This window comes from Streptomyces sp. TP-A0356 (assembly GCF_001417775.1).
GTDB lineage: Bacteria > Actinomycetota > Actinomycetes > Streptomycetales > Streptomycetaceae > Streptomyces.
In genome coordinates this window covers 421,664-444,708 of the sequence record NZ_BBZJ01000017.1, presented here as the reverse complement: position 1 = coordinate 444,708, position 23,045 = coordinate 421,664, and the positions used below count along the sequence as shown (strand labels likewise).

At 72.3% G+C, this 23,045-nt stretch carries 20 protein-coding genes; 15 read left to right on the top strand and 5 right to left on the bottom strand.

The window, feature by feature from the left end:
• Positions 1-30 precede the first annotated feature (30 nt).
• The 3 genes from ASC56_RS15110 to ASC56_RS15100 all read left to right on the top strand — a co-directional run bounded on the left by ASC56_RS15110 (position 31) and on the right by ASC56_RS15100 (position 3,621).
• Positions 31-1,062, top strand: coding sequence for a C40 family peptidase (locus ASC56_RS15110; protein ID WP_055491891.1), 1,032 nt, complete (start codon positions 31-33; stop codon positions 1,060-1,062).
• Positions 1,063-1,311: 249 nt separating this feature from the next.
• Positions 1,312-2,334: an NlpC/P60 family protein gene (locus ASC56_RS15105; RefSeq protein ID WP_079102505.1), complete on the top strand. Its 1,023-nt coding sequence runs from the start codon at positions 1,312-1,314 to the stop codon at positions 2,332-2,334.
• Between the two features lie 66 nt (positions 2,335-2,400).
• Complete coding sequence (locus ASC56_RS15100) at positions 2,401-3,621, top strand: hypothetical protein (protein ID WP_055491889.1); 1,221 nt, start codon at positions 2,401-2,403, stop codon at positions 3,619-3,621.
• Positions 3,622-3,705: 84 nt separating this feature from the next.
• On the opposite strand, the gene ASC56_RS15095 is transcribed toward ASC56_RS15100, so the two are convergent.
• A complete protein-coding gene (locus ASC56_RS15095; RefSeq protein ID WP_055491888.1) occupies positions 3,706-4,938 on the bottom strand; it encodes a glycosyltransferase family 87 protein in 1,233 nt (410 codons plus the stop codon).
• 137 nt (positions 4,939-5,075) lie between these two features.
• On the opposite strand from ASC56_RS15095, the gene ASC56_RS15090 reads away from it, so the two are divergent.
• Positions 5,076-6,218 (top strand): glycosyltransferase family 4 protein, encoded by a 1,143-nt coding sequence (locus ASC56_RS15090; RefSeq protein WP_055491887.1) that lies wholly within the window; start codon positions 5,076-5,078, stop codon positions 6,216-6,218.
• A 135-nt stretch (positions 6,219-6,353) separates the two neighbouring features.
• Positions 6,354-7,940: a GMC oxidoreductase gene (locus ASC56_RS15085; protein ID WP_055491886.1), complete on the top strand. Its 1,587-nt coding sequence runs from the start codon at positions 6,354-6,356 to the stop codon at positions 7,938-7,940.
• Between the two features lie 19 nt (positions 7,941-7,959).
• Here ASC56_RS15085 and ASC56_RS15080 read toward each other — a convergent pair whose 3' ends face one another.
• Positions 7,960-9,756 carry a long-chain fatty acid--CoA ligase gene (locus ASC56_RS15080; RefSeq protein WP_055491885.1) on the bottom strand — a complete coding sequence of 599 codons (1,797 nt, stop codon included), beginning with the start codon at positions 9,754-9,756 and terminating at the stop codon, positions 7,960-7,962.
• A gap of 305 nt (positions 9,757-10,061) precedes the next feature.
• Here ASC56_RS15080 and ASC56_RS15075 point away from each other — a divergent pair, with 305 nt between their 5' ends.
• The 6 genes from ASC56_RS15075 to ASC56_RS15050 all read left to right on the top strand — a co-directional run bounded on the left by ASC56_RS15075 (position 10,062) and on the right by ASC56_RS15050 (position 15,466).
• Positions 10,062-10,859: a metallophosphoesterase gene (locus ASC56_RS15075; RefSeq protein WP_055491884.1), complete on the top strand. Its 798-nt coding sequence runs from the start codon at positions 10,062-10,064 to the stop codon at positions 10,857-10,859.
• Positions 10,860-10,983: 124 nt separating this feature from the next.
• The gene (locus ASC56_RS15070; protein WP_055491883.1) at positions 10,984-11,427 is read left to right on the top strand and encodes an SRPBCC family protein; all 444 of its coding nucleotides are present in this window, start codon (positions 10,984-10,986) and stop codon (positions 11,425-11,427) included.
• A 171-nt stretch (positions 11,428-11,598) separates the two neighbouring features.
• Positions 11,599-12,777: an ArsA family ATPase gene (locus ASC56_RS15065; RefSeq protein ID WP_055491882.1), complete on the top strand. Its 1,179-nt coding sequence runs from the start codon at positions 11,599-11,601 to the stop codon at positions 12,775-12,777.
• Positions 12,778-12,880: 103 nt separating this feature from the next.
• A complete protein-coding gene (locus tag ASC56_RS15060; RefSeq protein ID WP_055491881.1) occupies positions 12,881-13,366 on the top strand; it encodes a DUF5304 domain-containing protein in 486 nt (161 codons plus the stop codon).
• A gap of 270 nt (positions 13,367-13,636) precedes the next feature.
• Positions 13,637-14,590: an ROK family glucokinase gene (locus ASC56_RS15055; protein WP_055491880.1), complete on the top strand. Its 954-nt coding sequence runs from the start codon at positions 13,637-13,639 to the stop codon at positions 14,588-14,590.
• Positions 14,591-14,710: 120 nt separating this feature from the next.
• Positions 14,711-15,466 carry an endonuclease/exonuclease/phosphatase family protein gene (locus tag ASC56_RS15050; RefSeq protein ID WP_055491947.1) on the top strand — a complete coding sequence of 252 codons (756 nt, stop codon included), beginning with the start codon at positions 14,711-14,713 and terminating at the stop codon, positions 15,464-15,466.
• Positions 15,467-15,472: 6 nt separating this feature from the next.
• On the opposite strand, the gene ASC56_RS15045 is transcribed toward ASC56_RS15050, so the two are convergent.
• Together ASC56_RS15045 and ASC56_RS15040 are read right to left on the bottom strand one after the other, a co-directional pair.
• Positions 15,473-16,033 (bottom strand): hypothetical protein, encoded by a 561-nt coding sequence (locus ASC56_RS15045; RefSeq protein ID WP_055491879.1) that lies wholly within the window; start codon positions 16,031-16,033, stop codon positions 15,473-15,475.
• Positions 16,026-16,805, bottom strand: coding sequence for a carboxylesterase (locus ASC56_RS15040; RefSeq protein ID WP_055491878.1), 780 nt, complete (start codon positions 16,803-16,805; stop codon positions 16,026-16,028). The genes ASC56_RS15045 and ASC56_RS15040 overlap by 8 nt, the downstream gene beginning before the upstream one ends.
• A gap of 150 nt (positions 16,806-16,955) precedes the next feature.
• On the opposite strand from ASC56_RS15040, the gene ASC56_RS15035 reads away from it, so the two are divergent.
• The 4 genes from ASC56_RS15035 (at position 16,956) to ASC56_RS15020 (ending at position 20,952) form a co-directional block, all read left to right on the top strand.
• A complete protein-coding gene (locus tag ASC56_RS15035) occupies positions 16,956-17,720 on the top strand; it encodes a 1-acyl-sn-glycerol-3-phosphate acyltransferase (RefSeq protein WP_055491877.1) in 765 nt (254 codons plus the stop codon).
• A gap of 60 nt (positions 17,721-17,780) precedes the next feature.
• Positions 17,781-19,025, top strand: a complete 1,245-nt coding sequence (gene macS / locus ASC56_RS15030) for a MacS family sensor histidine kinase (protein ID WP_055491876.1) — start codon at positions 17,781-17,783, stop codon at positions 19,023-19,025.
• 55 nt (positions 19,026-19,080) lie between these two features.
• Complete coding sequence (locus ASC56_RS15025; protein WP_199835992.1) at positions 19,081-19,773, top strand: response regulator transcription factor; 693 nt, start codon at positions 19,081-19,083, stop codon at positions 19,771-19,773.
• A 150-nt stretch (positions 19,774-19,923) separates the two neighbouring features.
• Positions 19,924-20,952, top strand: a complete 1,029-nt coding sequence (locus tag ASC56_RS15020) for a 6-phosphofructokinase (protein WP_055491875.1) — start codon at positions 19,924-19,926, stop codon at positions 20,950-20,952.
• Positions 20,953-21,053: 101 nt separating this feature from the next.
• Here ASC56_RS15020 and ASC56_RS15015 read toward each other — a convergent pair whose 3' ends face one another.
• Complete coding sequence (locus ASC56_RS15015; protein WP_055491874.1) at positions 21,054-22,955, bottom strand: anthranilate synthase family protein; 1,902 nt, start codon at positions 22,953-22,955, stop codon at positions 21,054-21,056.
• Between the last annotated feature and the right edge of the window lie 90 nt (positions 22,956-23,045).

Below are 23,045 nucleotides of genomic sequence, written 5' to 3'. Positions count from 1 at the left end.
GGCGGCTGGAGGAAGAAGGAGCTCGCCCCCGTGGCGTCCCACCGTCGACCCAAGCAGCCGAGCCGTGCCCGTGTGACCGTGCTCACCACCGCCGCTGCCGCTGCCGTGGCCCTCAGTGCGCAGGCCGCGAACGCCGCCCCCAGCGCGAAGCCGAGCAAGGACGAGGTCAAGTCCAAGGTCGACGAGCTCTACCAGCAGGCTGAGCAGGCCACCGAGAAGTACAACGGGGCCAAGGAGAAGCAGGACAAGCTGGAGAAGCAGATCTCCACCCTGCAGGACAAGGTCGCCCGCGGTCAGGACGAGCTCAACAAGCTGCGCGACGGCATCGGCACGATGGCCAGCGCCCAGTACCGCACGGGCAGCATCGACCCGTCCGTCCAGCTCTTCCTCTCCTCGAACCCGGACGACTACCTCGACAAGGCGTCCACGCTCGACCAGCTGAGCAGCCAGCAGGTCGAGGCGCTGAAGAAGATCCAGGAGAAGCAGCGGGAGCTCGCCCAGGAGCGCCAGGAAGCCTCCGACAAGCTCAAGGACCTGGCCGCCACCCGTACCGAACTCGGCAAGAAGAAGCAGGAGGTCCAGGGCAAGCTCGCCGACGCGCAGAAGCTCCTGAACAGCCTCACCGCCCAGGAGCGGGCCGCCCTCCAGGCCGACCAGAACCGCGCCAGCCGGGCCAGCCAGCGTTCCGTCCTGGGCCCCAGCAACGCCGGCACCGGCCGCGCCGCCGAGGCGTTCTCGTGGGCGCAGGGCCAGCTCGGCAAGCCGTACGTCTACGGCGCCACCGGCCTCAGCTCCTACGACTGCTCCGGCCTCACCTCCCGGGCCTACGGGGCGGCTGGCGTCTCCATACCGCGTACCTCCGAGGAGCAGGCCAACGCGGGCACCCGCATCTACAGCGAGGGTGACCTCAAGGTCGGCGACCTGGTCTTCTTCTACGGCGACCTGCACCACGTCGGCCTCTACGCGGGCAACGGCACGGTGCTGCACGCCCCGCACACCGGTGCCGTCGTGCGCTACGAGTCGATGGGCAACATGCCCTTCCAGTTCGGCGTCCGCATCTGACGCGCTTCCGGACGCGCCCCTTCCGATCCCGGGCGCTCCCCGGAGGCGCCCCCTGCGGCCCGCCCGAACGGGCGAATTCCAGCGACTGATACTGACCCCACGCCCCGCCGATGACCTGCGTCAGCGGCGGGGTGTCGCGTTGTGCGCGGTTGCCTGGCTCTTTGGACCAGGAGTGATCGCCCGGCTACTGTCTGCCGCGTTTCCCCGCCGAGGGGTCGGGGCTGACAGCGGAAGGGAGTGCGACCGGTCGTGGGGTCCCATCGCCGCCTTGCACCGTCCGGCCTGTGCCGGGGTCGTGGCGCCACAGCAGCCGTTCTGTCCGCCGTGGCGGCAGCCGCCACGGCCCTCGCCGCCGCTCCGGCGGACGCCGCGCCCGGCGGGGGTGACACCCGGGCCACGGTGGACCGGCTGTACCGGGAGGCCGAGCAGGCCACCGAGGCGTACAACGAGGCCGGCGAGCGCGCCGGTTCGCTGCGCCGGCGGGTCGGCCAGGCGCAGGACCGGATCGCACGGCAGCAGGACCGCGTCAACGCCATGCGGGACGCGCTCGGAGCGCTCGCGGGAGCCCAGTACCGCTCCGGCGGCCTCGCCGCCTCCCTCGCGCTGCTGTTCTCGGACAATCCCGGGGAGTACCTCGACAGGGCGGCCGTGCTCGACCGGATCGGCAGCCGCCAGGCCGGACGGCTCAGGGAACTCCAGACGGCCCTGCGTGACTTGGCCCGGGAGCGCGCGGAGGTGGCGGGCGAGCTCACCGCGCTGGAGAAGAGCCGCCAGGCCGTCGCGCAGCACAAGAAGACCGTCGAGCAGAAGCTCGCCGCGGCGAGGCGGCTGCTCGACTCCGCTTCGTCCGCCCAGCGGGGGGCCTACGAGCGGGCGTCCCGCTCCGGCGGCGACGTGCCCGACCTCACCGGTGCCGCCCCGGCCGGCTCCCGCGCCGCGGCGGCCCTCGCCGCGGCCCGCTCCGCGCTCGGCCGCCCCTATGTGTGGGGCGCCAACGGGCCCGGCGGCTTCGACTGTTCGGGCCTCATGCAGTGGTCGTACGCGCAGGCGGGCGTCGGACTGCCGCGCACCTCGCAGGAGCAGCGGTACGCGGGCCGGCAGGTACCCCTGTCCCAGGCCCGGCCCGGAGACCTGATCGTCTACCGTTCCGACGCCAGCCATGTGGCGATGTACGTCGGCGACGGCCGGGTCATCCACGCGCCCCACCCGGGCGCCGCCGTCCGCTACGACCCGGTCGGGATCATGCCGGTCGCGTCGGTCACCAGGCCCTGAGCGGCGCCTCGGCACAGGGCGGGAGCGGGCCCGGAGCGGGTCCGCAGCGGCGCGTACGATCTGACGGTGGCTGGTCGTGGGCGTGTGCCGGGAGTGGTGGCGGGCTGTGTGCTGCTGCTCGCCGGGCTCGTCGGCTGCGGCGGGCGGCCCGCGCCGGACACCCAGGCGGCCGCCGTGCAGCAGGTCCTCGACCGGCGGGCGACTGCGGTCCTGGACGGCGACCGGTCCGCGTTCCTGGCGACGGGGGCACGGACCCCCGATGCCGCGAGCCGAGCCGCCACCGAGGCCGCCGAGTTCGACAACCTGCGTGCCGTTCCGCTGGCCGCCTGGTCCTACCGCCTCACGGCCCTGCACCGCACCGGCGACCGGGCCACGGCCGACGCCCAGTTGCGCTACCGCATCAGGGGCTACGACCGGGCGCCGGTCACCGCAGCCCGCGTCCTGCGGCTGACCCGCACCGGCGGACGCTGGTACGTCGCCTCCGACGAGCCCGCCGGGAAGAGCGGCCGGCAGCTGTGGGAGCAGGGTGCCGTCGAGGTGGTCCGCGGGAGGCACAGCCTGGTCCTCGGGGCCGGTCAGCCGCGGGACGTCCTGCGGACGTACGCGGACCTCGCGGACCGGGCGGTGCCCGCCGTCACCGAGGCATGGGGCACCGACTGGCCGGGCCACGTGGTGGTGCTCGTCCCCCGGTCGCTGGCCGGCATGGCGGGGCTGCTCGGCGCGCCGGCGTCCGGATACCGGGGGATAGCGGCGGTCACCACCGCGGAGACGGGCGGGGCGGGGAAGGCCCCCGCGGACCGCGTCGTCATCAACCCGGATGCCTACGCCACCCTCGGCGCCCTGGGCAGACAGGTGGTCCTCACGCACGAGACCACCCATGTCGCCACTCGTGCCCACACCACCCCGTCCACGCCCCTGTGGCTCTCCGAGGGGTATGCCGACTGGGTGGGCTACCGGCGCAGCGGCCGTACGCCCGCACAGGTGGCCCCGGAACTCGACCGCTCCGTCGCGCTGGGGCACGTGCCGACCGCGCTGCCGGGCGACGCGGACTTCGCGTTCGCGGGGGACGCCGAACGGCTGGCGGGGGCGTACGAGGGCGGCTGGATGGCCTGCCGGATGATCGCCGACCGCTGGGGAGAGGCCAGGCTGAACGACTTCTACCGGGCGGTGGGCGATCATCCGGGCCGTGCGGGGGCCGTCGAGGGCGCGCTGAAGAAGGTGCTCGGCACGACGCCGGAGCGGTTCACCCGGGACTGGCGGGCGTATCTGAAATCACGCCTGGGCTGAGGTCCCGGGCGGTTGGGAGATCTGCCCATGCCCGGGGCGCTGCGCCCGCCTCGCCGGCATGCGGGTCGCGAGTCGGCAGGGTCGTCAGGAGGAGGTCAGGGTCTCCTGGGTGCGTGCCGTCTGAGGCGGTACGGTCGGGGGCTGCCGGGAGACCGTGCCGCGCCACAGCTGGAGGGCCGCGGTCAGCGTGGCCAGCACCAGCAGGCCATTGCGGGCGAGGAGGAGCGCGACGCCCAGCCGGGTGCTGCCCACGACATCCCCGAAGTACACCGGGAACTCCAGGACGGTGGCGATGCAGGCGGCCAGGACCAGCCCGCCGGGCAGCACCATCCGGCTGCCGCGGAAGCACAGGCAGACGGCGGCGAGTCCGACCAGCCACACCATGTACTGGGGGCTGATCACCCGGCTGGTGACCGTGAACAGCAGCACCGCCACGAACGCCGCGTCCGCGAGCGCGCGCGGCGGCATGCGGCGGACGCTGACCCGCCACAGCAGCAGCCAGCCGAAGGCGATCACGGTCAGGAACAGGGCCACCGCGCTGACCCGGGCGACGTAGGGGCCGAGGAACTCCACCGAGCCGTAGTTGAGCAGCACCTGGCCCTGCCAGCCGAAGTGCCGGGCCACATGGAAGACCAGCGACCCGAGCGACTCGACCTCGGTGCCGCGGTCGCGCTGGAAGGTCAGGAACGTGAACGCGCCGGGCATCGTCAGCTGGAACAGCAGCCCTAGACCGCCCGCCGTCGCGGCGGCCGCGACCCAGGCCCGCCGTCTGACGGCGCCCGCCAGCAGCAGCACCGGCCACACCTTCAGCAGGGCGCCGAAGCCCACGAGCGCGCCCATCACCCTCGGGTGGCGCACCCCGGCCAGCAGCGCGGCGATCGCGACCGCCGTCACCATCACGTCGTAGCGCGCGTACACGGTCGGGCCCAGCACGGCGACGCCGACCACCCACATCCAGGCGCCGCGCAGCGTCTTGCCGGGGCGCAGCCCCGCGTACTGGAGCAGGCAGAAGGCCGCCAGGTCGGCGAGGAAGGCGAGGACGTAGAAGGCCTGGGCGTAGTCCAGGAAGGGCAGCAGACCGGGGGAGAGGATCGCCAGCGCGGCGGCGGGCGGGTACTGCCAGGTGACGTCGTTCAGCGGGAACGTTCCGGTCTTCAGGACGTCGTACCAGCCCTGGTAGATCACGGAGACGTCGCTGGTGACGTCCGGGCCGGGGAAGGCCCACACCTTGAAGACGAAGAACAGCAGGGCCAGCCTGGTCAGGCACCAGGTGGCGAGCAGCCAGACCGGGATCCGCCGTGCGCCCGCAATCTTCACCTGAGCCCCTGTTCTAGCGCGTCTCGCGTCGCGTTGCCGTGAGCCATGATCCCGCGTCGGACGGTGCCTGGCCCGTGAAACGTGGCCGTCGCAGTTGTGAGTCCGGTCGCACACCGGGTTCGGTACTGTCGACGGCGATGCACAAGACCCTGATCGTAACCAACGACTTTCCGCCGCGCCCCGGCGGTATCCAGGCGTTCCTGCACAACATGGCGCTGCGCCTGGATCCCGAGCGGCTGGTCGTCTACGCCTCCACCTGGAAGCGCGGCCGGGAGGGCGCCGAGGCGACGGCCTCCTTCGACGCCGAGCAGCCCTTCACCGTCGTAAGGGACCGTACGACGATGCTGTTGCCGACGCCGGCCGCCACCCGGCGGGCCGTGGGGCTGCTGAGGGAACACGGCTGCACATCGGTGTGGTTCGGAGCGGCGGCGCCGCTCGGTCTGATGGCGCCGGCGCTGCGCCGGGCAGGGGCGAAGCGGCTGGTGGCGACGACACACGGGCATGAGGCGGGCTGGGCCCAGCTGCCCGCGGCGCGGGGCCTGCTGCGCAGGATCGGCGAGTCCACGGACACGCTCACCCACCTCGGCGAGTACACGCGCTCGCGCATCGCCTCCGCGCTGACGCCGCAGGCGGCCGGGCGGATGGTGCAGCTGCCGCCCGGGGTCGACGAGAAGACGTTTCACCCCGGCTCCGGCGGTGACGAGGTACGCGCCCGTCTGGGGTTCACGGACCGCCCGGTGGTGGTCTGTGTGTCCCGGCTGGTCCCGCGCAAGGGCCAGGACACGCTGATCCGGGCGATGCCGCTGATCCTGGCCAAGCAGCCGGACGCGGTCCTGCTGATCGTCGGGGGCGGGCCGTACGAGAGGCAGCTGCGCCGGCTCGCGTACGAGGCGGGGGTCACCCACGCGGTCCACTTCACCGGCGCCGTCCCCTGGACGGAGCTGCCCGCGCACTACGGGGCCGGTGACGTCTTCGCGATGCCGTGCCGCACCCGCCGTGGCGGCCTGGACGTCGAGGGCCTCGGCATCGTGTACCTGGAGGCGTCCGCGACGGGGCTTCCGGTGGTGGCCGGCGACTCGGGCGGCGCCCCGGACGCGGTCCTGGACGGAGAGACGGGCTGGGTGGTGCGCGGCGGCTCGGCGGAGGAGACCGCGGACCGCGTCATCACCCTGCTGGGCGACCCGGAACTGCGCCGCCGCATGGGCGAGCGGGGCCGCCGGTGGGTCGAGGAGAAGTGGCGCTGGGACCTGCTCGCGGAGAGGCTGAGGGAACTGCTGTAGCCCCTTGAGGGGTGCGGGGCGGCGCCACCGTGTCCACCGTCGAAACCCCTAGCCGGAAGCCGGGAATCCGCCGATGCTGCGTCCATGACAGCGAAACTGACGCACCATCAACTGACTCGACGTCAAATCCTCGGAATGGTCGCCCTGCAGACGGCGGCCGCGCTCGGTCTGGGCCGCGTCGGCCTCGAGTCCGCCCACGCGGCTGAGCCCGACGCGGTCGACACCGCCCCGGCGATCGTCGTCGGCTCCGGCTACGGCGGCGCCGTGGCCGCCCTGCGCCTCGGCCAGGCCGGCATCCGCACCCTCGTCCTGGAGATGGGCCGCCTGTGGAACACGCCCGGCTCCGACGGCAAGGTGTTCTGTTCCACCAGTGCCCCGGACCAGAGATCCATGTGGTTCCGTACGCGCACCGAGGCGCCGCTCGCCACCTTCCTGTGGCTGGACGTCGTCAACAAGGACATCGGCCGCTACCCCGGCGTCCTGGACCGGGTGCACTTCGACAACATGTCCGTGTACGTCGGCAGAGGCGTCGGCGGCGGATCCCTGGTCAACGGGGGCATGGCCGTCACGCCCCTCCGGTCCTACTTCGGCGAACAGTTCCCCACCGTGGACGCCGCCGAGATGTACGGCACGTACTTCCCACGCGCCCGCTCCATGCTGGGCGTCAACACGATCGACGCCGCCTGGTTCGAGTCGACGGAGTGGTACCGGTTCGCTCGCACCTCCCGCAAGGCCGCCGCCAACACCGGCCTGAGGACCACCTTCGTGCCGAACGTCTACGACTTCGACCACATGGCACGCGAGGCGGCCGGTACGGCGACCAGATCCGCGCTGGCCGGCGAGGTCATCTACGGCAACAACCACGGCAAGCGCAGCCTCGACAAGACCTATCTGGCAGCCGCGCTCGGCACCGGCAACGTCACCATCAACACCATGGAGCGGGTCAAGGAGATCCACCGGGCCGCCGACGGGACGTATCTGCTCACCGCCGACCGGATCGACACCACCGGCACGGTCGTGGAGACCAAGCAGTACTCCTGCGCCTATCTCTTCCTCGGCGCCGGCAGCCTCGGGACCACCGAACTCCTGTTGCGCGCACGGGAGACGGGTGCCCTGCCCGCGCTCGACGCGAGCGTCGGCACCGGCTGGGGGACCAACGGCAACGTGATGCTCGGCCGCGCCAACCACCTGTGGGACACGGTGGGCGCCAACGAGTCCACCATCCCCGTCATGGGCATCGACGACTGGGCCAACACCGACAACCCCGTCTTCGCGGAGATCGCCCCGCTGCCCACCGGCCTCGAACACTGGATCAGCCTCTATCTGGCGATCACCAAGAACCCCGAGCGCGCGTCGTTCTCGTACGACCCGGCGACGGACTCGGCGAGACTCGGCTGGTCCGCCGCCCAGAGCGCCGTCTCCGTGAGCATGGCGAAGAAGCTCTTCGACCGGATCAACTCGGCCAACGCGACGATCTACCGGTACGACCTCTTCGGCGCGACCGGCAAGGCCTTCGCCGACGACTTCACGTACCACCCGCTCGGCGGCTGTGTCCTCGGCAGGGCGACCGACGACTACGGGCGCGTGAAGGGGTACGCGAAGCTGTACGTCACCGACGGCTCCCTCGTGCCCGGCTCCATCGGCGTCAACCCCTTCCTCACCATCACCGCGCTCGCGGAACGCACCATGACGCGGGTCCTCGCCGAGGACACCGCGTCATGACGTGAGGTGGCGGGGCCCGCTACTTCTGGTAGATGGCCTCGATCTCGCCCGCGTAGTCCCTCGCCACCACGGTCCGCTTGAGCTTCAGGGACGGCGTGAGGTGGCCCGACTCCTCGGTGAACTGGGAGGAGAGAATGCGGAACTTCCGCACCGATTCCGCCTTCGACACCGCGGCGTTGCCGTCGTCGACCGCGTCCTGGATCGCGGCGAGCAGATCCGGGTCCTCGCGCAGCGACGCCGCGGTGGAGCCCGCGGGCTTGCCGTGCTCGGCGGCCCAGCGCCCCAGGAACTCCTCGTCGATGGTGACCAGCGCGCCCACGAACGGCCGCCCGTCGCCCACCACCATGCACTCCGCGACCAGCGCGTGCGCCCGGATGCGGTCCTCGATCACGGCCGGGGCGACGTTCTTGCCGCCCGCGGTGACGATGATCTCCTTCTTGCGGCCGGTGATCCTGAGGTAGCCGTCCTCGTCGAGGGTGCCGAGGTCACCGGTGTGGAACCAGCCGTCGGCCAGCGCCTCCGCGGTCGCGGCCTCGTTGTTCCAGTACCCCTTGAACAGGTGCTCGCCGTGCAGCAGCACCTCGCCGTCGTCCGCGATGCGGACCACCGAACCGGGCAGCGGCTGGCCGACCGTACCGATCTTCTGCCGGTCCCAGGGGTTGAAGGAGGTGGCCGCACAGGACTCGGTCAGGCCGTAGCCCTCCAGGACCGTGAAGCCGATGCCGCGGAAGAAGTGGCCCAGGCGCTCGCCCAGCGGGGCGCCGCCGGAGATGGCGTACTCGCCGCGGCCGCCCAGGACCGCGCGCAGCTTGCTGTAGACGAGCTTGTCGAACGCCTTGTGCTTGATCTTCAGACCGATGGACGGACCGGACGGGGTGTCCAGGGCGCGGCTGTATGCGATCGCCGTGTCCGCCGCCTTGCCGAAGATCTTGCCCTTGCCGTCGGCCTGCGCCTTGGCCCGCGCCGAGTTGTAGACCTTCTCGAAGACCCGCGGCACACCGAGGATCAACGTCGGCCGGAACGCGGCCAGTTCGTCGGTGAGGTTCTTGATGTCCGGGACGTTGCCCAGCTTGATCGGCGCCATCATCGGCGCGACCTGCACCAGACGCCCGAAGACGTGCGCGAGGGGAAGGAAGAGGAGGACCGAGCACTCGCCCGTGCGGAAGAGGGGACGCAGTCGCTCCACGATGTTCCCGCACTCGGCGAAGAAGCTGCGGTGGGTGAGCACACAGCCCTTGGGACGCCCGGTGGTCCCGCTGGTGTAGACGATGGTGGCCGGATCGTCGGCCCTGGCGAGCGAGCTGCGCTCCTCGACGGTCTCGTCGCTGACGTCCTTGCCGGCGCGGCCCAGCTCCTCCACGCCCCCGGCCTCGATCTGCCAGACGTGCTTGAGCGCGGGCAGCCGGTCGCGCACCGACTCCACGGCCGCGGCGTGCGAGTCCAGCTCCACGATGCAGGCGGTCGCGTCCGAGTCGCCGAGGATCCACTCCACCTGCTCCGGGGAGCTGGTCTCGTAGACCGGCACGGTGATGGCGCCCGCGCTCCAGATCGCGAAGTCGAGCAGCGTCCACTCGTAGCGGGTCCGGGACATCAGGCCCACCCGGTCGCCCGGCTGCACACCGGAGGCGATGAGCCCCTTGGCCGCGGCACGCACCTCGGTGAGGAAGGCGGCGGCGGTGACGTCCTGCCAGGCACCGCCCACCTTCCGGGCGATGACGGCGACATCGGGGTGCTGCGCGGCGTTTCTGCGGACGATGTCGGTCAGATTGCCGTCCGCGGGGACCTCGTACAAAGCCGGAAGGCTGAACTCGCGCAAGACTGCTGCTCCTCATAGGGCGCCGACGCCACGACTCTGTGTGCTGCGACGGTGCGGTCCAAGGCTCGGTCAGGTGCCCCGGGTTCCTACGGCGGTCGTTGGTTGAAACCCTGAGCACGACTGGACTGCCCGGACGTTACCCGCCGGTATGCGTCTACGACAGGGGGTCCCGACGAGATGTTCCGTGCGTCACACGTGTTGGCGTTCCATGGCGCACAGTAGTCCACCCCTTTCCTGACTGGCCAGTAATCGCAGGTCCGGCCGCCACTGTTCACGTTTGCCCCACGCGCCTACGCTTGATCGTCATGGCACCCACACCGGGCCGAAACCCGAGGACGCGCGTACACGTGGTCAGTGACGTGCACGGCAACGCGCGTGACCTGGCCAGAGCGGGCGACGGCGCGGACGCCCTGATCTGTCTGGGTGACCTGGTCCTCTTCCTGGACTACGCCGACCACTCGCGCGGGATCTTCCCGGACCTGTTCGGCACGGAGAACGCCGACCGGCTGGTGGAGCTGCGCACCGCCCGCCGCTACGAGGAGGCACGGGCGTTCGGCGCCGAACTGTGGGCGGGCGTGGGCACGGACCGCGCCGCGGCCATCGAGAAGGCGGTGCGCAGACAGTACGCCGAGCTGTTCGCCGCGTTCCCGACTCCGACGTACGCGACCTACGGCAATGTCGACATGCCGTCCCTGTGGCCGGAGTACGCGCGGGCGGGCACCCGGGTGCTCGACGGCGAGCGGGTGGAGATCGGCGGCTGGACCTTCGGCTTCGTCGGCGGGGGCCTGCGCACCCCCATGCGGACGCCGTACGAGATCAGCGACGAGGAGTACGCGGCGAAGATCGAGGCGGTGGGGGAGGTGGACGTGCTGTGCACCCACATCCCGCCGGAGGTGCCGGAGCTGATGTACGACACGGTGGCGCGCCGGTTCGAACGCGGCAGCCGGGCCCTGCTGGAGGCGATCCGCCGTACGAGGCCCCGCTACTCCTTGTTCGGCCATGTCCACCAGCCGCTGGTGCGGCGGATGCGGATCGGGGCGACGGAGTGCGTGAACGTCGGGCACTTCGCGGGGAACGGAAGGCCCTGGGCGCTGGAGTGGTGACCGGCCGGTGGCCGAACGGCAGGTGGGGTGGTAGCGGGACGGCGGGTGCGCGGTAGCCTTCACGCTGCACACACGTGCGCATGTCACCCTCCCTCACCGGACCGCATCTGGAGGAGCCACGGCGATGGCGGAACACACCAGCTCGAGCATCACGATCGAGGCGGCTCCGGCCGAGGTCATGCGGGTGATCGCCGACTTCGCGCGCTACCCGGACTGGACGGGAGAGGTGAAGGAGGCGGAGGTCCTCGCGACGGACGAGCGGGGACGCGCCGAGCAGGTGCGCCTGGTCATGGACGCGGGCGCGATCAAGGACGACCAGACGCTGGCGTACACGTGGACCGGCGACAGCGAGGTCTCCTGGACGCTGGTCAAGTCCCAGATGCTCCGCTCCCTCGACGGTTCGTACCTCCTGAAGCCCGCGGGCTCGGGCGGCACGGAGGTGACCTACCGGCTGACGGTCGACGTCAAGATCCCGATGCTCGGCATGATCAAGCGCAAGGCGGAGAAGGTCATCATCGACAGGGCGCTCGCGGGGCTGAAGAAGAGGGTGGAGTCGGGGGAGGAGTAAGGCCGAACGCTCTTGCCGAGCGCGGGTGCACCCGGCCCGTCCGGCATGTGCGGACGAGGCCGTCCAGGCCGATTCGGGGTCCGGGGGGCGCGGCCACGCGCGGTGTCGGGCCCCAGGGCGCGCCGACGTCCTGCTCAGCTCACCGGCAGGGCCCCGGTAGCGTTCACCCTCATGCGCACCCTCCTGATCACCGGCGCCGGCGGCTCCGGCCGGACCACCGTCGCGGCGGCCACGGCGCTGGAAGCCGCCCGTCAGGGCACCCGCACCCTGGTGCTCGGTGCCGACCGCACGGACACCCTCGGTGCCGCACTCGGCGTCCCCACCGGCGCCACCCCCGTCGAGGCGGCCCCGGGCCTCACCGCCCGGCGCCCCGACGCCACCGCCCGCTTCCGGGACGACCTCGTCGCCTTCCAGGACCGCGCGGCCGGGGCGCTCGACCTGCTCGGTGCCGCCAGGCTGGACGCCGAGGAGGTCACCCCCCTCCCCGGCGCCGAGGAGCTCGCCCTGCTGCGGGCCCTGCGCGACGCGGCACTCTCGGAGTCGTACGACCTCCTCGTCGTCGACCTGCCGCCCGTCCCGCGGGCGCTCTCCCTCCTCGCCCTCCCCGAGGAACTCCGCCGCTATCTGCGCCGGCTCCTCCCGCCGGAGCGGCAGGCCGCCCGCGCGCTGCGCCCCGTCCTCGGCAGGCTGGCGGGCGTCCCGATGCCCGCCGAGTGGCTGTACGAGACCGCCGCCCGCTGGGACGTCGACCTGGCCGCCGTCGAGGCCGTCGTCGCCGACCGCGCCACCAGCGTGTGGCTGGTCGCCGAGCCGGGTCCCGCGGGCGCCGACGCCGTCCGCACAGCCGTCACCGGCCTCGCCGTGCGCGGCCTGCGCCCCGAGACCCTGGTCGCGAACCGCCTTCTGCCGGACTCCGGCCACGACACCTGGCTCGCGGGCCTCGCCGCCCAGCAGCGCAAGGCCCTGGAGGAGTGGCAGGGAACGTACGGTGTCCCCGGCGTGCACGGCGTCCCGCACCTCGGCCGTGACCCGCGCGGTGCCGACGACCTCGCCGCGCTCGCCGCCCCCGCCGTCAACCCGGAGCCCACCCCGGTCGAGTGGCCCGTGACGGACCGGCTCGCCGAGGACGGCGTGCTCGTGTGGCACATTCCGCTGCCCGGCGCGATACGCGAGGAACTGGACCTCGTCCGGCGCGGCGACGAACTTCTGGTGACCGTGGGGCCGTTCAGCCGGACCGTCCCGCTCCCGTCGGCCCTGCGCCGCTGCACCGTGGCCGGCGCGGCCCTGCGCGCGGGCGAGCTGCGCATCCGCTTCGCTCCGGACCCGGAACTGTGGCCGCGCCAGATGTGACCGGGACCCGCCCCTGCGCCGGGCGCCGGCCCGGTGCACGGTGAGGTCTGCGTACCCCCGTTCGGGTAACGTCGAGAGTACGAACCGCAGTCAGGAGTCCGCCATGAGCGAAGAGCGCCCCACGTCCGACGCCGCTCAGGAGGAGGCCGCCGACGAAGCCAGGGTGACCGACGCCGACGCCTGGGCGAAGGCATGCGCCGAGGACCTCGCCGCGGAGCGGGCCCGCCGCCGTACCGAGTACGGTCCGGGGCCCGGCTCGGCGGCCGAGGAGCTGCGCAAGCTCGTCGACGCCGTCGCGGACAAGCTGTCCGGCCTGCAGACGCCGCTGTTCGGGGCCGCGGCCTCTGGCGCGGCCCAGCAGATGGTCCAGCAGGTCGTGCGGCAGGCCAGGGCCGTCGTGGAACCGGTCATCGAGCGCAATCCGGATGTCTTCGACCACCTCGCCGCGGCCGGCTCGGAGCTGCTCGCGGCGTACCGCTCCGCCGTCGAGGCCCAGGAGAGGCGCTGGACGAGCCCTGCCTCCCGGGACACCGACCCCCGCCGGGAGGACGGCGAGCAGGGACCGGGGGAGCACATCGACCTCGACTAGTGCTGCGACCGGAAAGGTTCACCGGCTCGCGGCGTCCGGCACGGCACCTCGCCGCGTTGTCGCATCGCCCGAGTACATCCAGTACGCGGGCGACGCTCCGCCTTGCGATGCACCGCACCGGACGCCGCGAGCTTCCCGGCAAACCTCTCCGGCCACAGCACTAGGGAGCGGTGTGCCGGGCGTCCCGAGGCCGCACGGAGGCGTCCGACACCCCCCAGTTCCCTCGGGTACGGTTGGCCGTAGCGGGGCTCGACCGAAACTGAGGGATTCATGGGACTCACCATCGGCGTCGACATCGGTGGCACGAAGATCGCGGCCGGTGTGGTCGACGAGGAAGGCAACATCCTTTCGATCCACACGGTGCCGACTCCGGGCACGCCCGGGGCCATCGTGGACGCCATTGCCGCTGCCGTCGAGGGCGCCCGTGCCGGGCACAAGATCGTCGCCGTCGGCATCGGCGCGGCCGGGTACGTCAACCGTCAGCGCTCCATGGTCTACTTCGCGCCGAACATCGACTGGCGTCAGGAGCCGCTGAAGGAGAAGGTCGAGGCCCGCGTGGGCCTTCCGGTGGTCGTCGAGAACGACGCGAACGCGGCCGCGTGGGGCGAGTACAAGTTCGGTGCGGGCAAGGGCCACCGCAACGTCATCTGCATCACGCTCGGCACCGGCCTCGGCGGCGGGATCATCATCGGCAACAAGCTCCGCCGCGGCCACTTCGGGGTGGCCGCCGAGTTCGGTCACATCCGGATGGTCCCGGACGGCCTGCTGTGCGGCTGCGGCTCGCAGGGCTGCTGGGAGCAGTACGCCTCCGGCCGCGCCCTCGTCCGCTACGCGAAGCAGCGTGCCAACGCCACCCCCGAGAACGCCGAGCTGCTGCTCTCCCTCGGCGACGGCACCCCCGACGGCATCGAGGGCAAGCACATCTCCATGGCCGCCCGCCAGGGCGACCCGGTGGCCGTCGACTCCTACCGTGAACTGGCCCGCTGGGCCGGTGCGGGCCTCGCCGACCTGGCCTCGCTCTTCGACCCCTCCGCCTTCATCGTCGGCGGCGGCCTCTCGGACGAGGGCGAGCTGGTCCTCGACCCGATCCGCAAGTCGTACCGGCGCTGGCTGGTCGGCGGCAACTGGCGCCCGGTCGCCCAGGTCATCGCCGCCCAGCTGGGCGGCAAGGCGGGCCTGGTCGGCGCCGCGGACCTGGCCCGGGAGCCCGACCCGATCATGTGACGGCCCCGTCGTCGTACGGAAGCGCCCGCCGGGCCCCGAGCCGGGGACGGCGGGCGCCGCCGTGTCCGCGCAGGTCCCCGGGGCGGGGCGTACGGGACGGTCCGGCGTATCTTGATCGGCATGGCGACGACCATCACGCTGCCCGACTCCCGCACGGAGCCCGACGGTTCGGCTGTCATCCGGGTCCTCAGCTACAACATCCGTTCGATGCGCGACGACACCGACGCGCTCGCGCGGGTGATCCGCGCCTGCGCGCCGGACCTGGTGCTCGTCCAGGAGGCGCCCCGCTTCTTCCGCTGGCGCAAGAAGCTCGCCCGGCTCGCGGCGGCCTCCGGTCTGGTCACCCTCACGGGCGGCGCCACGGCCGCCGGCCCGGCCCTGCTGTGCTCGCTGCGCGCCACGGTGGAGCGCAGCGAGGACGTGCTGCTGCCGCTCACCCCCGGACTGCACCGGCGGGGCTTCGCGACGGCGGTCGTCCGCTTCGGCGGCGCCCGGCTCGGCGTCCTCGGTTGTCATCTGAGCCTGCAGCAGGACGAGCGCCACGAGCAGGGCGGCATGCTCCTCGACCGGCTCGCCGCCATGGGCGTGCCGTACGCCGTCGCGGGCGGCGACCTCAACGAAGGCCCCGACGGCCCCACCTTCAAGCGCCTGGCGGGCGCCCTCCGGGACGGCTGGGCCACCGCACCCTGGGGTGGCGAGCACACATGGACGTCCAGCGAGCCCCACCGGCGCATCGACGCGATCTTCGCCACCCAGGGCATCGAGGTCCTCGGCTGCGGTGTCCCGGCCGGTCATCCGGGAGTGACCCAGAGGGACCTGGGGGCGGCCACGGACCACCTTCCGGTGCTGGCCGCGCTCAGGGTTCCCGGGGCCTAGAGCCGGTCAGACGACCGCGCCCCGCCCGGGATCGCCGTCGTCCTCGTCGTCCGTCCGCATCCGCAGCACGAGCGTCAGGAAGCCGCCCAGGAAGCCGCCGACCGAGAGCGTGGCGAGCCACCAGGTCATGTCCCAGCCGAGCAGTATCGCCAGCAGAAGCAGGACAGGGCCGCCGACCACCCCGAGCCAGGCGAACTTCGCCGTCGTGTCGGCCGCGGGCAGTGGCGGCGGCTCCGGCGGGACGAAGTGGCCCTCGTCGTCCTCGTCGAAGTCGTCGTCGGAGGGCTCCCGCGCGGTGTAGTCGCGCGGGCCGACTCCGGGCGCGAAGGAGACCGAGCTGCCCAGCGGGCCGGCCGGCTCGTCCTTCGTCTTCTCGTCCTCGCCGCCGTTCCTCTCCCCTTCGAGGAGCGTCAGGTCCTCGACCGACTTGAACGGCTTCGTGCCGGGCGGGTCCGGCGGCTCCTCCCCGTACCCCGCGACGATCGCGGCCCAGGCGGCCTCCTCGTCGAACGGCCCGCCCTTCTCGTCCGGCTCGCGGTCCTCGCGGTCGGAGTCGTGCTCAGCCACCTGCGGCCGTCCCTTCCTTGCCGAGACTGGGCGCGAGCCGGCCGATGAACGCGTGGCTCTCCTCGAAGATCCGGTCCGCATCGTGGTCCAACGTCGCCACGTGGTAGCTCTGTTCCAGCAGGATCTCGGTCACATCCGTGGAGGAGACCCGGCTGAGGATCCGGGCCGAGTCGGCGGGCGGCACGACGTGGTCCTGGGGGCTGCGCAGGAGCAGCAGGGGCTGGGTGACCTGCGGCAGCTCGCCGTCGACCAGACGGAAGAAGTTCCGCAGGGAGTGCGCCGCGTGCAGCGGCACCCTGTCGTATCCCAGTTCCGTGCTGCCCTCCTTGGCGATGTCGCTGGCGATCCCGTTCGTCGTACGGACGAGGTGGCGGGCGACCGGAAGGACGTACGCCGACAGGCCGTGCACCTTGTTCGCCGGGTTGACGACCACCACGCCGCTGACCGCGTCCCCGTGCTTGGCGGCGAGCCGCAGGGCCAGGGCCCCACCCATGGACAGGCCGGCCACGAACACCTGGGCGCAGCCCTCGCGCAGGACGCGCAGCTCACGGTCCACCTCCGCGTACCAGTCCTGCCAGCCGGTGAGCTGCATGTCCTCCCAGCGCGTGCCGTGCCCGGGCAGCAGCGGCAGCGAGACGGTGAGACCGCGCTCGGCGAGATGCTCCGCCCAGGGGCGCAGCGACTGCGGGGAACCGGTGAAGCCGTGGCAGAGGAGGACGCCGATCTCCCCGCCGTCGTGGCGGTACGGCTCGGCTCCAGGGAGGACCGGCACGTCGGTCTCCTGTTCATGAAAAGGGGCTGGGCACGTCGATTGCAGGTACTTCACCGTACGCGACGGCACTGACACCGACCAGGGCCGTAGGACTCTTTGGCGCGGGGGCGGGTTAAGGTCTTTTCGACAGACACAGGAGGCACTCGGTTGTTGTACGGCGCGATGAAGGTATCCATCGGGGGGCCGCTGAAGCTCGCCTTCAGGCCGTGGGTGGAAGGCCTTGAGAACATTCCCGCCGAGGGCCCCGCGATCCTGGCGAGCAATCATCTGTCCTTCTCGGACTCGTTCTTCCTGCCCGCCGTCCTCGACCGCAAGGTGACGTTCATCGCCAAGGCCGAGTACTTCACGACGCCCGGCGTGAAGGGCCGGCTGACCGCCGCCTTCTTCAAGGGCGTGGGCCAGCTGCCCGTCGACCGCTCCGGGGCGCGCGGCGCGGGTGAGGCCGCCATCAAGAGCGGCATCGAGGTGCTTGAGCGCGGCGAGTTGTTCGGCATCTACCCGGAGGGCACCCGTTCGCCCGACGGCCGCCTCTACCGGGGCAAGCCCGGGGGCCTCGCGCGCGTGGCGCTGGCCACCGGCGCCCCCGTCATCCCGGTCGCCATGATCGACACCGAGAAGATCCAGCCGCCCGGGAAGATCGTCCCGAAGCTGATGCGCCCGGGCATCCGCATCGGCAGGCCACTGGACTTCAGGCGCTACCAGGGCATGGAGCACGACCGTTTCGTGCTGCGCGCGGTGACCGACGAGGTCATGTACGAGATCATGAAGCTCTCCGGCCAGGAGTACGTCGACATCTACGCGACAGCGGCCAAGCGGCAGATCGCGGAGGCGGCGAAGGCGGAGAAGCAGGCGCAGAAGGAAGCCGAACAGGCGCAGAAGGACGCGGAGAAGGCAGCGACGAAGGACGCCGGGTAGGAGCGGCGCCCCCTCTCGGGGGCGCGGTCCGTACGGCTCGGGGTGGGGACGTTGGGGGACATGGCCAGGCGCGAGCGAGTCATCAGGATGTCGGTCGAGCAGCCGCTGTGGCGTGCGCTGACGGCGTACCGCGTGCTGACGATGCTGTACGCGATCGGGCTCTTCGCGACCGCCTACGGCAGGTTCACCCGGCCGGGGGTGGCCGTCGCGTACTACGCCGTGCTGTGCGTATGGACCCTGGCGACCCTCCCCAGGGTGGCGAACGCGGCGAACTGCACGAAGCGGTTCCTGGCCGTCGACCTCACCATCGCGCTCACCGGCATCCTGCTCACACCCGTGGCCGACTCGCACGAGCGGATCCTGGCGGGCGGCCCGACCCTGCCGTCGATATGGACCGCCGGGTCCGTCCTCGCGTACGCGATCAAGGGCGGCTGGCGCTGGGCGGCCTTCGCCTCCACCACGGTCGCGGCGGCGAACCTGATCGAACGCGGCGCCCCGGCCCGTGACACCGTCCACAACGTGGTCCTCGTGTGGGTCGCCTCCATCGCCATCGGATACGTCGTCGAGGTCGCCCGCGCCTCCGAGCGCACCCTCGCCCGTGCCCTGGAGATCGAGGCGGCGACCCGGGAACGGGAGCGGCTGGCCCGGGACATCCACGACAGTGTCCTCCAGGTGCTCGCCATGGTGCAGCGGCGCGGCTCCGCCCTCGGCGGCGAGGCCGCGGAGCTGGGCCGGCTGGCCGGTGAGCAGGAGGTCGCCCTGCGCACCCTCGTCTCCGGCGCCCTGGTGCCCCCCTCGCGGGTGTCCGAGGACGCGGCGCTCGGCGCGGTCGTCCGCGCGGTCGACGTGCCGGACGCCGAGGAGAGCCCCGACGAGGGCCCGCTCGATCTGCGCCGCCTGCTCCTTTCGTACGCGGGAGCCCGGGTGACGCTCTCCGAACCCGGCTCCCCGGTGCCGCTCGCCCCGGCCACCGCGCGTGAACTCGCCGCCGCCGTCGGTGCCGCACTGGACAACGTCCGCAGGCACGCCGGTGACGGGGCCCGCGCCTGGATCCTGATCGAGGACGAGCCGGACGCGATCGTCGTGACCGTACGGGACGACGGGCCCGGCATACCGGAGGGGCGGCTCGCCCAGGCCGAGGGGGAGGGGCGGCTCGGGGTGGCCCAGTCGATCCGCGGCCGCCTGCGCGACATCGGCGGCACGGCCGAGCTGATCTCGGTCCCGGGCCAGGGAACGGAAGTGGAACTGAAGGTACCGAAGAGCGTGCGGGACCCGAGGGCCTCACGGGGGAAGGCGGAGCAGTGATGACGGAAGCGACCCGGGCCACCGGCCCGGCACCCGCCACGACGGCGGAGGGGCGATGACGGCGGACACCACCGACCCGGGACGGGCTCCGATCAAGGTCATGGTGGTCGACGACCATCCCATGTGGCGCGATGCCGTCGCCCGCGATCTGACCGAGTCCGGCTTCGACGTGGTCGCCACCGCGGGCGACGGCGAGGAGGCGGTGCGCCGCGCCCGGGCCGCCGCGCCCGAGGTCCTGGTCCTGGATCTGAACCTGCCCGCGAAGCCGGGCGTCCAGGTCTGCAAGGAACTCGTCGGCGCCGACCCGGCGCTGCGGGTCCTCGTGCTGTCGGCGAGCGGCGAGCACGCGGACGTACTGGAGGCCGTGAAGTCGGGCGCCACCGGCTATCTGCTGAAGTCCGCGTCCACGGACGAGCTGATCGACGCGGTACGCCGCACGGCGGTCGGCGACCCGGTGTTCACACCCGGTCTCGCGGGCCTGGTCCTCGGCGAGTACCGCCGCCTCGCCTCCGACCCGGCCCCGGCCGGGGGCGCCGACGAGCCGAAGGCGCCGCGGCTGACCGACCGGGAGACCGAGGTGCTGCGCCTGGTCGCCAAGGGCCTGAGCTACAAGCAGATAGCCGAGCGCCTGGTCATCTCGCACCGCACCGTGCAGAACCACGTCCAGAACACCCTGGGCAAGCTTCAGCTGCACAACAGGGTGGAGCTGGTGCGGTACGCGATCGAGCGGGGGCTCGACGGCGAGTGAACCGTTGGCGGGGCGTCCCGCTTTCGAGTGAATTACTGCTGATCAACTCCCCGACATTTCACCGGAATTGACCTTCCACGCCATGCCGGAGTGACGTGGGTCACCATTAGCGTGACTCGCATCAGGCAACCGCGGCGAAGGGACATTTCCATGCGGGTCGGAGTACTGACCGGAGGCGGCGACTGCCCCGGGCTCAACGCCGTCATCCGGGGCATCGTCCGCAAGGGCGTGCAGGAGTACGGCTACGACTTCGTCGGCTTCCGGGACGGCTGGCGGGGACCCCTCGAAGGCGACACCGTCCGGCTCGACATCCCCGCCGTGCGCGGCATCCTGCCCCGCGGCGGCACGATCCTCGGCTCCTCGCGCACCAATCCCCTCAAGCAGGAGAACGGCATCCGCCGGATCAAGGACAACCTCGCCAAGACCGAGGTCGACGCACTCGTGGCGATCGGCGGCGAGGACACCCTGGGGGTCGCGGCGCGCCTGGCCGACGAGTACGGCGTCCAGGTCGTCGGCGTGCCGAAGACCATCGACAACGACCTCTCCGCCACGGACTACACCTTCGGCTTCGACACCGCCGTCAACATCGCGACCGAGGCCATCGACCGCCTGCACACGACGGCGGAGTCGCACATGCGCGTCCTCGTGGTCGAGGTGATGGGACGCCACGCCGGCTGGATCGCGATCCACTCCGGGCTGGCCGGTGGGGCGAACGTCATCCTCATTCCCGAGCAGCGCTTCGACGTCGACCAGGTCTGCACATGGGTCACGTCCCGGTTCAGGGCCTCGTACGCGCCGATCGTGGTCGTGGCCGAGGGGGCGATGCCGAAGGACGGCGAGATGGTGCTGAAGGACGAGTCGCGGGACTCGTTCGGGCACGTCCGCCTCTCGGGCGTCGGCGAATGGCTGGCGAAGGAGATCGAGAAGCGGACGGGCAAGGAGGCCCGCACGACCGTGCTCGGCCATGTGCAGCGGGGCGGCACGCCCAGCGCCTTCGACCGCTGGCTCGCCACCCGCTTCGGGCTGCACGCCATCGAGGCGGTCCGCGACGGCGACTTCGGCAAGATGGTCGCCCTGCGCGGCACGGACATCGTCCGCGTACCGCTCTCGGAGGCCACGGCCAAGCTGAAGACGGTCGACCCGAAGCTGTACGAGGAAGTCGGCGTCTTCTTCGGCTGACGGCGCTCCCTTCGGCTTCTTCGGCTGACGGCGCTCCCCGTCGGCGCCGGGCCCGCCGCCCCGGCGCCGCGGGGACCCGGCCGGGGCGGCGACGACCCCGACTACCGGGCCGGGCGCCGCTCGGCGAACGGGCTCGTCACCCCCGCGTCCAGCTGCCCCATGAGCTCCCGTACGACCGCCGAGCCGCCCACCGACAGCACCGACTCCGGGTGGAACTGGACGCCCGCGAACCCCGGCCCGCGCAGCGCGTGCACCTCGCCGCTGCCGCCGCGGCTGACCTCGACGCCGTGCGCGGCCAGCTCGGCAGCCGTCTCGTCGTCGCAGCGCGCCACGAAGCTGTTGTAGAAGCCGACCGTCTCCGGCCGCCCGAACAGGTCGATCTCCGTCTGCGCGCCCTGGTGGGGCACGTCCTTGCGGACGATCTCCAGGCCCAGCTCGGCCGCGATCAGCTCATGGCCCAGACAGACGCCCAGCACCCGGTGCCGGTGCCCCCGGATGATCTGCGCCGTCAGCTCCCGCAGGAACCGCATCTTGGGGTCGGCCACGTCCGACGGGTCACCGGGTCCGGGACCGAGGACCACCGGACCCTCGTGCGCGAGCACCGCCTCCCGCAGCCCCGGCTCGTCGTACCGCCGTACCGTCACCTCAAGACCCGACGACCGCAGGACGTGCGCGAGCATCGCGGTGAACGTGTCCTCCCCGTCGACGACGAAGGCGTGCCCGGAGAGGTCCGAGGTCCCCTCCTGCATCCTCAGCCAGAACGGCGCGAGCCGGGCGCGCCGCCCGTCGAGCGCCGCCTGCACCCGCGGGTCCTCCGCCAGCCGGGGCCGTGCCCGCTCCTCGCGCGGCCGGGCCGCACGCACCCCGAGCGCCGCCAGCACCCCGGCCGCCTTGGCGTGCGTCTCCGCGACCTCGCCCGCCGGGTCGGACCCGCGGACCAGCGTGGCCCCGACCGGCACCCGTAGCCGTCCGTGCGCGTCGATGTCGGCGGTGCGGATGAGGATGGGGGAGTCGAGGGTCTGCGCGCCCCCGGCATCCCGGCCGAGCAGCGCGAGCGCGCCCGCGTAGTAGCCGCGGCCGACACCGTCCCGCCCGAGGTGCTCGTACCGCTCGATCACCCGGCACGCGTTCTGCACGGGGGAGCCGGTGACGGTCGCCGCGAACATGGTCTCCCGCAGGACCTCGCGCGCGTCGAGCGTGGACCTCCCGCGCAGCTCGTACTCCGTGTGCGCGAGATGGGCCATCTCCTTCAGCCGCGGTCCGACGACCACCCCGCCCATGTCGCCGACGGTGCACATCATCTTCAGCTCCTCGTCGACGACCATGGACAGCTCCTCGATCTCCTTGCCGTCGGCGAGGAAGGCGAGCAGGTCCTCGGGCGTCGGGCCGTCGGCGGGATAGCGGTACGTCCCGCTGATCGGGTTCATCACGACGGTGCCGCCGGACATCCGCACATGCACCTCGGGGCTGGCCCCCACCAGCGTGCGCTCGCCGGTGTGCACGACGAAGGTCCAGTACGCCCCCCGCTCACCGACCAGCAGCCGCCGCAGCAGCGCCAGGGCGTCGGCCCGGCCGAACCCCGGGATCTCCCCCTCGTACGTGCGGCGGATCACGAAGTTCGCGCCCTCGCCTCGCCCGATCTCCTCGCGCAGCACCCGCTCGACGATCCCGGCGTACTCCTCGTCGGCGATGTCGAAGCCGCCGGCCTGGACGCGGACCTGGTGTCCGGGGAGCTGCGCCAGGGCCTGGTCCAGGGGGATCTCGTAGGACTCCTCGGGCCGCAGGGCCAGCAGGGGTGTGCCGTCGTCGCGCACGTCGAAGCCGCGCTCGCGGATCTGGCGGAACGGGACGAGGGCCAGCCCCTCGTCGGGGAGGTCGGCCAGCCGCTCGTAGGCGGCGACCGGGCCGATCAGCACCTCGACGGTGTCCTGATCGCGTCCGGGGGTACGGCGGCGCAGCAGGGCGAACGGACGGGGATCGTCCAGCAGGGCGAGCAGCTTCATGGGGCGGGTTCCTTCTCTGCGGATCATCTGCGGGAGAGGGAACGGCCCGGGTCGCGAGAACACCGAAGGCCGCCCCTCGGGCGGCCTTCG